Annotated in this window: 8 protein-coding genes; 7 read left to right on the top strand and 1 reads right to left on the bottom strand. The window is 61.7% G+C overall.

Going from position 1 to position 13,167, the window contains the following annotated elements; genetic code table 11:
- Positions 1-142 (bottom strand): GntR family transcriptional regulator (locus BDW41_RS22005; protein WP_146217405.1); only part of this gene is annotated, 142 nt, incomplete at its 3' end.
- A gap of 350 nt (positions 143-492) precedes the next feature.
- Between BDW41_RS22005 and BDW41_RS22000 the strand changes: the two genes are divergently transcribed.
- The 7 genes from BDW41_RS22000 to BDW41_RS21970 all read left to right on the top strand — a co-directional run bounded on the left by BDW41_RS22000 (position 493) and on the right by BDW41_RS21970 (position 12,409).
- The gene (locus BDW41_RS22000; protein WP_074552012.1) at positions 493-1,641 is read left to right on the top strand and encodes an aldose epimerase family protein; all 1,149 of its coding nucleotides are present in this window, start codon (positions 493-495) and stop codon (positions 1,639-1,641) included.
- Between the two features lie 123 nt (positions 1,642-1,764).
- Positions 1,765-2,949, top strand: a complete 1,185-nt coding sequence (locus BDW41_RS21995) for a cellulase family glycosylhydrolase (protein WP_074552011.1) — start codon at positions 1,765-1,767, stop codon at positions 2,947-2,949.
- Between the two features lie 333 nt (positions 2,950-3,282).
- Positions 3,283-4,755 carry a GDSL-type esterase/lipase family protein gene (locus tag BDW41_RS21990; protein ID WP_074552010.1) on the top strand — a complete coding sequence of 491 codons (1,473 nt, stop codon included), beginning with the start codon at positions 3,283-3,285 and terminating at the stop codon, positions 4,753-4,755.
- A 13-nt stretch (positions 4,756-4,768) separates the two neighbouring features.
- Positions 4,769-7,567, top strand: a complete 2,799-nt coding sequence (locus BDW41_RS21985; RefSeq protein WP_074552009.1) for a TonB-dependent receptor — start codon at positions 4,769-4,771, stop codon at positions 7,565-7,567.
- Positions 7,568-7,666: 99 nt separating this feature from the next.
- A complete protein-coding gene (locus BDW41_RS21980; RefSeq protein WP_074552008.1) occupies positions 7,667-9,238 on the top strand; it encodes a glycosyl hydrolase in 1,572 nt (523 codons plus the stop codon).
- The gene (locus BDW41_RS21975) at positions 9,235-10,212 is read left to right on the top strand and encodes a glycoside hydrolase family 43 protein (RefSeq protein ID WP_074552007.1); all 978 of its coding nucleotides are present in this window, start codon (positions 9,235-9,237) and stop codon (positions 10,210-10,212) included. Before BDW41_RS21980 ends, BDW41_RS21975 begins: the two co-directional genes overlap by 4 nt.
- A 229-nt stretch (positions 10,213-10,441) precedes the next feature.
- The gene (locus tag BDW41_RS21970; protein WP_233496998.1) at positions 10,442-12,409 is read left to right on the top strand and encodes a beta-L-arabinofuranosidase domain-containing protein; all 1,968 of its coding nucleotides are present in this window, start codon (positions 10,442-10,444) and stop codon (positions 12,407-12,409) included.
- Positions 12,410-13,167 lie beyond the last annotated feature (758 nt).

The following is a 13,167-nucleotide window of genomic DNA, read 5'->3' as shown; positions in this document are numbered from 1 at the left end:
TGCGGCTGACCTGCAGGCTTTCGGCCAGGGATTCCTCGCGCGGCAGGATCTCGCCGGGCTTCACCTTGCCGCTGACGATGCGCTGCCCGAGCTCGCGCATGACGTGTCCGTAAAGGGTGCGAACGGCAATGGGCTTCACCATGAAATCCTTGATTGAGGCTGCCTGGATCTTTTGTCGTACAAAATGACTATACGAATATTTTTGGATTGCGCCAAGGTGTTCGAAGCCCTTTTTCTGCCTCGGCGAAAGGGATGGTTGCGCCAGCACGCATCAAGCGCAACTTGGTGCGTCGCGGAATATCGCTATCGGAGCGCCGCCGCCACTCATCAGGCATTCGCCACTATGACGGGCTTTCAAATCTTCGTCGAAGCAAATGATCCGATAGTGCGTCGCACCATTCCGGATTCCTGCCTCAGAAGATACTTGCGTAATAATCCTACCATATGATTGCATGAGAACGTCGACGGCCTACCAATGGGGACAATAGCGATATGCGGCGCGCAGATTTTATGACTTCGATAGTTGGCCTGGCGGTGCTGGCGACGAGCGCACACGCTGCAGATGCAAGGCGCGAGACGTTCGGCACGATGCCCGACGGCACGAAAGTCGAAGCCGTTGTGTTGAGCAACGCTCACGGCATGCAGGTGCGCATCCTTGCGCTTGGAGCCAGCTTGCAATCGGTCTCCACACCGGATCGCAACGGCAAAAGCGAGAACATTGCGCTTGGCTATGCCTCCCTGGACGGCTACCTGTCCAAGCCGCAGTACTTTGGTGCAACGGTTGGGCGCTACGCCAACCGCATCGCCAAGGGTCGCTTCAGCCTGGACGGCCGCAGCTACGACGTGCCGGTGAACGACGGCGCCAATTCTCTGCACGGCGGCACGCGCGGATTCGACAAGGTGCTGTGGACCGTGGGCAAGGTGACGCACGACAGCGATAAGGCCAGCGTCATGCTTAGCCATGTCAGCCCCGACGGTGACATGGGTTATCCCGGAACGCTGTCGGCAAGCGTGGTCTATTCATTGGATGAGAAGAACCAGCTCTCCATCGACTACCGCGCAACCACCGACAAGCCGACCATTGTCAACCTGAGCAACCACGCTTATTGGAATCTCTCCGGCGAAGGCTCGGGCAGCGTGATGGACGATCGCCTCACCATTGCCGGTGAAGCGTACCTGCCGGTCGATGCAGGCTCCATTCCTACCGGTGAGATCCGCAAGGTTGCCGGCACGCCATTCGACTTCCGCCATGCCAAGCCGATTGGTCGCGACATTCGCACCAACGACCCGCAACTTCTCAATGGACGTGGCTACGACCACAACTGGGTGATCAGCAAGGGCGAGGCGAAGGCTCTGCGCATGGTCGCTCGCGTGGAAGATCCCATGTCCGGGCGCGTGCTGACGCTCAAGTCGACCCAGCCGGGCCTGCAGTTCTATTCAGGCAATTTTCTCGATGGGACGACCGTCGGCACTGGCGGGCACGTGTATCGCCAGGGCGACGCTTTTGTACTTGAACCGCAGCTCTATCCGGACACGCCGAACCAGGCGTCGTTCGGCTCGGCACGGCTGGAGCCGGGCCATGAGTACCGCAACCTGATCGTGTACGAGTTCACCACCGAGTCGGCGCGCGGAGCGCACTGACCTGCGAATCACTTGTCATCAAGGGCGCCTGGAAGGGCGCCCCAGGGAGCGCTTTGCCTCCGGAAAAGTGACTGCTCAACAAGCGCCGCCTACGACACCGGCGGCGCCAACGAAGGAAAACAGATGAAGCATGCATTTCTGGCGGTAGCCATGGGCCTGGCGGCAATGTTCGCTGCGCCGTCCCATGGACGCGATGCCGCGGAACGCTGGACGCCCGCCGAGGCCAAGGCCTGGTACGCCCAGCAGCAATGGCCGCTGGGCAGCAACTATCTGCCTGCCGATGCCATCAACCAGCTGGAGATGTGGCAGGCCGACACGTTCGATCCTGCCCGCATTGACATGGAACTGGGCTGGGCGCAGCAGGCAGGCATGACGACCATGCGCGTGTTTCTTCACGACCTACTGTGGCAGCAGGATGCCGCGGGCCTGAAGAAGCGCATGGGTACCTTCCTGGCGATTGCCGACCAGCACGGCATCAAGCCCATCTTCGTGCTGTTCGATTCGTGCTGGGATCCCCAGCCCAAGCTGGGTACGCAGCATCCACCGATCCCGGGCGTGCATAACTCCGGCTGGGTGCAGAGCCCGGGCGTGGCGATGGCGGATGAAAGCCAATATCCGCGCTTCGAGCATTACGTGAAGGACATCGTCGGCAGCTTCGGCAAGGACAAGCGCATTCTCGCCTGGGACGTATGGAACGAACCGGACAATCCGGGCGGCGGCAACTACGACCCGGTCGAGCCGAAGAACAAGGCTGAGGTGGTAGCGAAGTTGCTGCCGCAAGTGTTTGCCTGGGCGCGCAGCACGTCGCCCACTCAGCCGCTGACCAGCGGCGTGTGGCATGACGACGACTGGTCGGATGTCTCCAAACTCAACGCGGTGGAGCGCACCCAGCTCGAGCAGTCCGACGTGATCAGCTTCCACGACTACGGCTGGCCTGAGGCCTTCGCCGAGCGCGTCAAGCAGCTGCAGAAATACGGGCGCCCCATGATCTGCACGGAATACATGGCGCGCGGCAACGGTTCGACCATCGACGGCGTGCTGCCCATCGCCAAGAAGGCTGATGTCGGCATGGTGAACTGGGGCTTCGTGGTCGGCAAGTCGCAGACCAACATGCCGTGGGATTCCTGGCAGCGCCCGTACACCATGCAGCCGCCGACGCTGTGGTTCCACGACTTGTTCCATGCCGATGGCAAGCCATACAGGCAACGCGAGATCGACATTCTCCGTGCGCTTTCGCACGCACCGCGCGGTGTGGTTCCAGCCGACGCACTGAGCTACCCGATGTCACAGGGCGCTGTGGCGCGCTGATGCGCGCCGCAGTGCCAGGCAGTACCGACGCACCGTGACTGTCGCTACCGCCGCCCAAACCCGCCAGCCAAGCCGGCGGAGCAAGCCCATTGAGGGATACCCCCATGATTCGCCTCCACACACAACGGACCCCGCCTGCCAGTGCCTTCATGTTCGGCGTCGCACACGTCGCCTGTGCGAGGCAGACGGGCGCCGCCAACGGTGCTGGGCGATGAGCATCTCCATGCCTCTATGGCAATCCGTTTCTCCCCTGACCGGGCGCAGCGGCGGTGGTTTCCACCCCCTCCCACGGCGCCGCCGTTCGCGCCCCGGTCAATTTTTCGGGATGACATCATGACGGGTGCGCGCGGGATGCTGGCCATGTACGCGCTGTGTGCAACGGCGTTGGTGTCGCCACGAGCGGATGCCGGTGAGCACTGGGTGGCGGGTTGGGGTGCTGCTGCGTTGCAGGCGCCCATTGCCCCGAACATCGAACTGCCCTCGCCACCTCAAAATCCCGCACTGCATGACCAGACGGTGCGAGAAATCGTGACTGTCGGTGCCGATGGTACGCAGGTGCGACTGCATCTGGACAATCGCTACGGCGCGACCGCCGTCGCTCTCGGCCGTATCACGCTAGCCCGCGTCAAAAACGGCGAAGACGACGCCATTGATCCGGCATCACTCGTATCAGTAGCCCTGCATGGCGCAGGCAAACTCGTGTTGCCCGCCAATGGTTCGCTCGACACGGATGCCGTGGCGTTCACTACGCATGCGGGTGACCGTCTGGCGATAAGCCTCTATGTGCCGCAAGCGGTAGAACCCGCGTCCTGGCATGTGGACGCACGCTACAGGCAGCTCATCTCCGAACCTGGAGACCACACGGGTGATGCGACGTTCGCCGGAGCCGCGCAAGCGCCGGGCAATGACTGGCTCACGCGCGTGGATGTGAAGGGAGGTGAGGGCGCCGCGGCCGTGGTGGCAATGGGCGACTCCATCACCAACGGTTTCCGCGCCACGGCAGGCTCGAGTTATCCCGAGCAATTGGCAGTGCGCCTGAGACATGCCGGTTGCGCCATGCCCGTGATCAACGCGGGAATCGACGGCAACCAGGTAATGGCGGCGCACGGGAATTTCGGGCAGGGCGAAAGCATGGTCCGTCGTTTCGACGCCGACGTGCTGGACGTGCCCGGCGCGCGCTATCTCCTGCTGCTCGGTGGCATCAACGACATCGGCGAACCCACCATGGCCGCGCAGTCAACCGGCAGGGCGATACCCGATGCGCAGACGTTGGCGGCGCCCGTCATCGCCGGGCTGAAGCAACTGGCGTTGAAGGGGAGGCGGCATGGTTTACGCATCTACGGCATGACGCTGCCGCCTTTCGGTGGCACGGACCGCGCGTTCACGGCGCAAGGCGAGGCAGCGCGGCAGGCCATCAATGGATGGATTCGCCATGACGCACCGTACGACACCGTGATCGATGTCGATGCGGCCCTGCGCGACACGGTGCGGCCTGACCGCATGCAACCACGCTTCGATAGCGGTGACCACATTCACCCCAATGATGCCGGCTACGCCGCGATGGCGCAGGCGATTCCGCTCGCGCTGTTCGCGTGCAAGGCCAGTGCGGCCTCGGCAGGCATCCGTCGCTCGCTCTCGCCTGCGCAGCGTTCGGGTGAATCGGCCATGGTTTCGATCGCATTGATCCAAGTGCCGGGCCCCGCCGCTGAGGGGCGCCGTCTTTCCACCATGTCAGGTCCCGTCGCGGAGAGCGGCGGCACCAGGAACATCAACATCGCCGACACAACCGGCGTCGACAACCTCTGAGGGGAGGCTTTTCATGACACGCACGCATATCCACCGAACCTTGCTGGCAGCCGCCATCGCGGCCTCGTTCGGCGTCGCCCATGCGGCGGATGCACCCGCCACGGCGGCCGATCCGCAACAGGCTACGAACGCCAGCGGCACCAGCCAGCCGGCTACCACGCAGAAGAAAAGCGGCACAGCGGCCCAGGACGGCGCCACGGACGCACAGAAGAAGGACGCGGTAAACCTCTCCGGCGTGGTCGTCACTCCGCTGCGCGAGAGCCTGCAGAGCGCGCAGTCGATCAAGCAGGACTCGCGCATGATCGTCGATTCGATCGTGGCGGAAGACATCGGCAAATTGCCTGACAACAGCGTGGCCGATGCACTGCAGCGCATCACCGGCGTGCAGGTGGCGCAGGGCTTCCAGGGCGAGACCAATTCGGTCGTGATCCGTGGCCTGCCCAACGTCATCACTACACTCAACGGCCGCGAAATCTTCAGTGGCGTGGGCCGTGCGTTTGCCTTCCAGAACCTTCCCGCCACTGCGGTGAAGACCGTGCAGGTCTACAAGACCAGCGAGGCGAGCCTCCCGGATGGCGGCATCGCGGGCCTGGTGGATATGCAGCTGTTCCGTCCGTTCGATTTCGACGGCGCCAAGGTAGCCGCCACTCTCACCGAGACGAACAGCAAGTACGCGGCGCATACCGATCCGGTCGGCAGCGTGCTGCTCAGCGACCGCTGGAAGACCGATATCGGCGAATTCGGCGCGCTGTTGAATGTCGGCTACGACAAGCAGCATTACGCTTACAACGCCGTGTGGGACGATTTTCCGAAGGTGCTGACGGATGGCTCCGGTACGCCGGTGCGCACATCCAGCGGCAACCTGCTCTCTGCGCCCAACGGTTTCGGCGCCGACTACAACATCGGCAACCGGACGCGCCAGGAAGCGAACTACGCGCTGCAGTGGAAGCCCAACGACAGCACCGAGGTGTACGTCGAGGGTCTATACGACTGGGATTCGGATAGCTACAACCAACCGTTTTACTTCAGCTTCCCGGTGGGTTCGGTGGACCCGCACAACATCTCGGTGTCCAACACCTGTTATGCCGACAAGCTCACCGGCTCGCCGTATTACGGCCAGACGATCTGTGATGCCAACGGCGGTAGCTGGACGGGCAACACCTACGCGGCGACCAGCACGCAGGCGCATCAGCAGTGGGGTCACGATATCCAGAACTCGATCGGCGCGAAGTGGCACGGCGATCGACTGAACCTGTCGACTGATCTTTCGTTCAACTCTTCGTCGTTCCACGACCAGACCTTCATCGTCGACACCTTCCTCAAGGCACCAGTGACCACGATCTGGAGCGGCGCCCAGAATTGGCAGCTCGCCGGCAATCCCGCCAACGATCCGGCGAACTTCTATCTCAACGGCCTGTTCCAGACCTGGAACAATCAGCGCGGCACGCAAACCGCGTGGCGTGGCGACGGCAACTACGACATCAACGGCAGTTTCTTCCAGTATGTCGACTTCGGCTTGCGCTACTCCGATCACAAGGCCGAGTACACGGGCAGCGTAGAGGTTTCCACGCCGCCGCCGGGAGGTACGGGCGACATTTCGCTCAACCCGAACCCGGCCAATCAGGTGATTGCACGGTTCCCCAGCGGCTATTTCTGCAGTCAGCCGACTACCAGCGCGATCCCCGTGCCGTGGCTGAGCGGATGCTTCAACTACCTGACCAACAACGCCGATGCCATCCGCACGCTGTATGGCCTGCCGACTGGCCTGGCTCCGGAGAACCCGGGGCGCTTCTATCAGATCGACGAGAAGTCGTACTCCGGCTATTTCCAGTTCGGCTACGGCAACGAGCTATGGGGCATGCCATTCGACGGCCTGATGGGCATGCGCGTCGAGCGCGTCAAGCGCAACCTCGATGCGTTCTCCTATGACGCGGCAACCAACGTGTATACGCCACTGACGGCGAACACCAGTGCGCCGGTGTACCTGCCCAACGTCAGCTTCAATCTGCACATCAAGGATAACCTGCAGTTCCGTTTCGTGGCGGCCAAAACGCTGACCTATCCGGACTTCGGCCAGCTCAACCCGTCGCTTTCGCTCAACCCGGGCACCATCAACCGCGCCGGCATCGCAAGCAGCGGTAATCCAAACCTGAAGCCGATCCGCTCGAACAACTATGACGCGTCGCTGGAGTACTACTTCGCGCCGGCCAGCTACGTCAGTGGTGGTGTGTTCTATCGCGACATCAACGGCTACATCCAGAACTACGTGACGGACGTGACCATTGGCGGCCAGCCGTTCCAGCTCAACTCGCCGCAGAGTGCGGGCCAGGGCCACCTGGACGGCGCCGAGGTGGCGTACCAGCAGTTCTTCGACTTCCTGCCGGCGCCGCTCAATGGCCTGGGCGTGCAGTTCAACTACACGTACATCGAGGGTTCCACGCGATCGCCGCAGTTCATTGGTGGACCCGTGGTTACCTCTCCGTTGCAAAACGTGTCGAAGAATAATGGCAACGCCGTGCTGATGTACGAAAAGTACGGCTGGTCAGCTCGATTGGCGTACAACTATCGAAGCCGCTTCATCGACGGCTTCACCCAGCCGACCGTTTCCGGGGTCAATGACGAGATCAAGCCGGCCAACCAGGTGGACTTCTCGCTCGGATACGACGTCAACCAGTACCTGACCGTGGTACTCAACGCGACCAACATCTTCGGTGCGAACCTGCATCAGTACTGGGGCGACGGCAACTCCCGCCCGCGCGACATCCGCTACCAGGATCGTACGGTGGGCCTGGGCGTGCGCTTCAAGATGTAAATCTCTCCCGCTGGGCTGGAGCGGCGATGGCACGCCGCTCCCGCCATTTCTTCGGGCTTCTTCGTCAGGCCTTTGCGGACACAGAACGGTAATACGCACATGACACGCCTGAACTTTCTTTTGTCCACACTTGCCCTGTGCATTGCAGGGACGATCATTCGCCCATCAGTCGCACAGGACGCCACTGACACCTTCGTTGGTACGCGCCTGGCCGACGGCTCGGGTTACGTCACTGTGACGCGCATCGAGCACGGTTCGGCCGAAGACAAGGGCCGCCTGCTGATGGCGTTCGAGCAGCACGGCATGGACGGCATTCCGTTGTGGGAGAGCCGCGACGGCGGGGATCACTGGCGTTTTCTCATGAACGTTACCGATCAACAGCACCCGCATGACCCGCACTGGCAGTTACGCTGGCAACCGCACCTGACGGAGCTGCAACGCGCCAGCAGCGATCTTCCTGCCGGCACGCTGGTGCTCTCCGCCAATGCCACGGGCAACGACCCCAAGGGGCGCGTAGCGGAAGAGGATCTGCAGGTCTATGTCTCCACGGACGCGGGCAAGACCTGGCATTACCGCAGCTCCATCATCAAGGGCGGCGGTCATCCCGAAGACAAGGACAACAAGGGCGTGTGGGAATCCAACATCCACGTGCTCGATGATGGCCGCATGGTGGCCTACTACTCCACCGAGCAGCACAAGGCCGAGGGCTACAACCAGGTGCTGGCGCACAAGGTGTCCGGCGACGGGGGCAAGCACTGGGGCAGGGAAGTGCTGGACGTCGCCATTCCGGGCGGTGTGCAGCGCCCTGGCATGGCCATCGTTACGCGCCTGGGCGACAAGCGCTATGCGATGACTTACGAAAACATCGACGGACCAAAAAACGGTCAGGTGTTCATCAAGTTCAGCCGCGACGGACTGGACTGGGGCGATCCGCAGCGCCACGGCGAACCGGTGATGACGCTGTCCGGCTTCTGGCCGGCTGCATGCCCCGTGGTGACATGGTTCCCCGTCGGTGGCCCGGAAGGTGTGATCATCGTGTCGGCCGAGCGCGGGGGCGGCGGCGCAGAAGAGGGCGGGCGCGACCTGTACTGGAACAACGCATCGGGTCGCGGGCCGTGGTGGGAGGTGCGCGCACCGGTGCAGAAGCGCACAGGCAACATCCATGCCGGCTGGACGCAGGCGTTGTTGCTGCGCGACGACGGCCGCTTTCTCCACGTTACAACGTCATCGTCCGCGGGTAACCCGGCCAGCGTGGCGCAGAACGAAGTGCTCTACCAATCCGCAAAGCTCAACTTCAGCCGCTATGAGGCGGAGGACGCGCAATTCACCGGTGCGGTCGCCGTGCCTGATCCGGGGGCTTCCAATCTGCGCAAGGCCCGGCTGGGGCAGGGGTCGGCTTCGCGTTTGCGTTTCGTGGTGAACAGTACCGGCGGCGAACACACGCTGCACCTGCGTTTCGTTGACCTTGGCAACGCTGCGCAACCGTCGCTGGTGGTCAACGGCGCGCGCCTGCCCACCGGCGGCGCCACCAAGACCGGTGACCATTGGGAACTCGCCAGCGCCACTGCGATGTTGCTGCCGGGCCTGAATACCATCGATGTGGACGGCGGCGCGCATGCGGTGGATGTCGACTATCTGCAGATCGACGGCGACAACGCAGGCCAGCCATGAAGAAGGGCGCCTGGATGAAACTGAGTTTCGCCGCTGCAATCGGCATCATGTTCAGCGGATGCGCCTGTGCCGGAACATCCACCGTCATGCATCCCTTGCTGCCGTCGGGGCCTGATCCGTGGGTGACGCAGCGCGATGGCGTCTACTACTACACCAGCACCCAGGGGGATCACATCGCGCTGCGCAAAACCACCGACATGACGCACCTTGCCGACGCCATGCCGGTGGTGGTGTGGCGTCCACCGGCGCAAGGCCCCAACTCGCACTCGATCTGGGCGCCGGAGCTGCACTTCCTCGACGGCAAGTGGTACCTCTACTACTCCGCCTCGGACAAGGCGCATGACGATGACGCACATCGCCACGTAGGGGTGCTGGAGAACGCCTCGCCTGATCCCACGCAGGGTCAGTGGATCGACAAGGGCATGCTGAAGACCCATCTTGCCGGCATCGATGGCACCGTGTTCGATCATCACGGCAAGCGTTACTTTGTTTATTCCGCCTACGTGGGCGACCACAGCGACCTGATCATCGCGCCCATGATCAACCCCTGGACGCTGGGTGAACCCCAGGTGGACATCGCTCGTCCCACTTACGCTTGGGAAATGCAAGGAGGGCGCAAGATCCTTGAAGCACCGGAATTCATCGAGGGGCCGCAAGGGCAGGTGTTCCTCACATACTCCGCCAGCGCGTGCTGGTCGGACGGCTATTCGTTAGGGTTGCTGAGCGCCGCGCCAAACGCGGATCTGCTCGCCCCCGCATCGTGGCGCAAATCGCCCATACAGGCGCTCGCCAGTTCGCCGGCGCGCGGCTTCTACGCGCCTGGCCATAACGGCTTCTTCAAGTCGGCGGACGGGGAGGACTGGATCATCTTCCACGCCAATGGCGGGCCCGACTGGAAGTGCACCGCGCGTCGCGCGCCCTACATCATGCCGTTCACCTGGAAAACCAGCGGCGAGCCAGATTTCGGGAAGTGAGAAGGCTTGCGACATCGGGCTTGCAGAGCCGGAGCGTGCATGGACTGGACAGGAACACCCAACACAGGAGCCATCGTGGTCATGACTTCAACATGTCAGCGCGCCTTTGAATCCAGCAGGCCGTTGAGCAACACTCGACGGACTGCCGCAGGCCGGGAGTAGTCATATGCCTCCGCCGTCGTCGATGAGCCGCCGCTTGTTTCTGCAAGGCATGGCCCTGGCGGGCGCCATGAGCGCGATGACGTTCCGTCCACGCTTGGCTGCTGCGGCGTCAACGGCAGAAACAAGGGCAGGGCGTCCGCAGCAGGCGCCGTTGTTTCCTTCGGCGCCGTTGATGCGACAGCCTTTTGCGCCCCTTCCGGCCGGCTCAATCAAAGCCAGCGGCTGGTTGTTGCGGCAGCTGCAGATACAGGCCAAGGGCCTGAGTGGTCATCTCGACGAATTCTGGCCCATCGTAGGGCCAGACAGCGGATGGTCTGGCGGCAGCGGGGAGTCATGGGAAGACGGCCCGTATTTTCTCGATGGCCTGGTGCCGCTGGCATGGCAACTGGATTCGCCGGAACTCAAGGCGAAGGCGATGCGTTTCATGGACTGGACGCTGGACCATCCCTGGGAAAATGGCATGTTCGGCCCACGAAGCAATGACGACTGGTGGCCGCGCATGGTCATGCTCAAGGTGCTGACGCAGTATCACGAACTCACCGGCGATCACCGTGTCATTCTGTTGATGACCCGCTATTTTCACTATCAGCTGCAGGCGCTTCCTGGCCGGCCTTTACGCGACTGGGGACGCATGCGATGGCAGGACCAGCTTGTCTCCATCCTGTGGCTTTACCAGCGAACGAACGACGCTGCCTTGCTCGAGCTTGCGCGCTTGCTCAAACGGCAGGGTTACGATTGGCAGAGTATGTTTGCCCGTTTTCCATTCACACAGAAAACTGACGCGGATGCCTTGCGCAAACAGGCGGGTGGTTCCGATGCATTCATGCAAGACCTCGGCCTGCAGGTACACGGCGTCAACGTCGCACAAGCGCTGAAGGCGTCCCCGGTATGGTCCGTCGTGTCTGGAAGTGCAGCAGATCGCGATGCCGTTCGGCATCAACTGCAGATGCTGGACACCTATCACGGGTTGCCCAACGGCATGTTTTCCGCTGATGAGCATCTGGCCGGCCGCAGCCCCTCGCAGGGTACGGAACTGTGTACGGTGGTGGAAACCATGTATTCGCTGGAGGTGGCCTTGGCCATCACCGGCGATGCCGCGCTGGGAGATCGGCTCGAACGCATTGCCTTCAATGCGCTGCCGGGCGCACTGACCGATGACATGTGGGCACATCAATACAATCAACAGCCAAACCAGGTCGAATGCAGCCTTCATCGCCAGCCGTGGACGACGGATGGGCCGGAATCGAACCTGTTCGGACTGGAGCCCAATTTTCGCTGCTGTACCGCGAATTTCCACCAGGGCTGGCCGAAATTCGCCAACAGCCTGTGGATGGCGACCGCGGAGCAGGGCCTGGCTGCTATGAGTTATGCGCCGTGCACCGTGACGACCGTAGTTCGTTCAGTACCCGTCATCATTGAACAGGTCAGTGACTATCCGTTTCGGCAATCGGTAAGCATGACGATTCGGCCGCACCATGCGATCACATTCCCCCTACAGCTGCGGATACCTGGCTGGTCGAAAGGCACGCGGATCGCAGTCAACGGAATGCCAGTAGAAGTAACGGCGGGCTTCACGACGATCGAACGCAGATGGGAGGCAGGTGATACCGTCGAGATGGTGTTCACAGCCGAAGTGAAGATCGAATCTGGCTATAACGGCGCGCTGAGTTTCAGTCGTGGATCGCTGGTGTACGCATTGCCGATTAATGAGAACTGGGTCATCTGGCGTAAGCGCGGACCGACCAACGACTGGCAGGTCTATCCTGGCTCGCGCTGGAATATCGGCATCAAGCCGGATACGTCAGTCGACGTCAGTGAGCACGCCGTCGGTGAAATACCGTTCGCGGGTGCTTCAGCCGCGGTGAGACTCACTGTGCGAGGGCGATATGTTCCGGCATGGAAAGCGTCAGAAGGTGTTGCTGAGCCTGTGCCCGCCGCGGCAGAGCCGTCCGCAGATGAGGGCGAGCAATCCATCATCTTGGTGCCCTATGCAGGAGCCAAGCTACGCATCACGGCCTTCCCGATATTAGGCTGAGTCTACATTGCGTCGGGAGCGGCCCAGGGCTTGTTCAAGAGCACGACCAATCAATGAGTTTGCCTTTGAGCGAAGCTCTTGTCTGCGACCTTTAAAAGCGTCACTGGACAAAACCGATTGAATACAAAGCCCTAGAGTTGGTCGCTCGCTCGTATCGGATACCTAGTGACACCTATGTGGGTATGCCGGTCGACCAGTGCCGTCTATTGGGTGCATCGCACTCATAAACCCGCCGCTCACTTCTGGGGTGCCCGGGCTACCGGTCGCTCAGCCCCAGAGGCCCGCGCTTACTCAAGTACGCCTACATTTCGGGCGCCCACATGCGGCGCTTGCCGGAATACGTTCTGTCTGCCTATCAATCAATAACAGAAGGATGCATTTCATGCGCTATGACCAGGATGGCTTTACTGTAGAGCCGCAATCTCTCGTTGAAGACAATGGCGTCACGTGGGTTTCCAGCCTGACACTTCAGGATCAGCGAGGGTGGAGTGTCCATAAGCCGACTCTGTGGGCTTTCACGCGCGGATCTGTTTCAAGGAAAGGCCGATGCACAAAAGCCATCGATCTTTGCTCTTCTGGCTCATTGGTGCTGCCGTCACGAAACCATGATTTTGGGTAGCGATTAAGACGCGTTATCACAGGTATGAAAGGCTTATGGAACTCTTCCATTGAGTAACTTTCCATGAAACGTTCTTGGTGGCTACACCGGCGATATTGATCGCGGTCAATATCCGGCAACTGCTCCGGATACAGCATGC

The sequence above is a fragment of the Dyella sp. AtDHG13 genome, from assembly GCF_003201105.1.
Taxonomy (GTDB): Bacteria; Pseudomonadota; Gammaproteobacteria; order Xanthomonadales; family Rhodanobacteraceae; genus Dyella; species Dyella jiangningensis_B.
This window is presented reverse-complemented; position numbering and strand designations above follow the sequence as displayed.

Excerpts from the sequence above, each read along its gene's own strand:
- BDW41_RS22000 (WP_074552012.1), top strand. The coding sequence starts at position 493 with ATGCGGCGCGCAGATTTTATGACTTCGATAGTTGGCCTGGCGGTGCTG.
- BDW41_RS21995 (WP_074552011.1), top strand. The coding sequence starts at position 1,765 with ATGAAGCATGCATTTCTGGCGGTAGCCATGGGCCTGGCGGCAATGTTC.
- BDW41_RS21990 (WP_074552010.1), top strand. The coding sequence starts at position 3,283 with ATGACGGGTGCGCGCGGGATGCTGGCCATGTACGCGCTGTGTGCAACG.
- BDW41_RS21985 (WP_074552009.1), top strand. The coding sequence starts at position 4,769 with ATGACACGCACGCATATCCACCGAACCTTGCTGGCAGCCGCCATCGCG.
- BDW41_RS21980 (WP_074552008.1), top strand. The coding sequence starts at position 7,667 with ATGACACGCCTGAACTTTCTTTTGTCCACACTTGCCCTGTGCATTGCA.
- BDW41_RS21975 (WP_074552007.1), top strand. The coding sequence starts at position 9,235 with ATGAAGAAGGGCGCCTGGATGAAACTGAGTTTCGCCGCTGCAATCGGC.
- BDW41_RS21970 (WP_233496998.1), top strand. The coding sequence starts at position 10,442 with ATGAGCGCGATGACGTTCCGTCCACGCTTGGCTGCTGCGGCGTCAACG.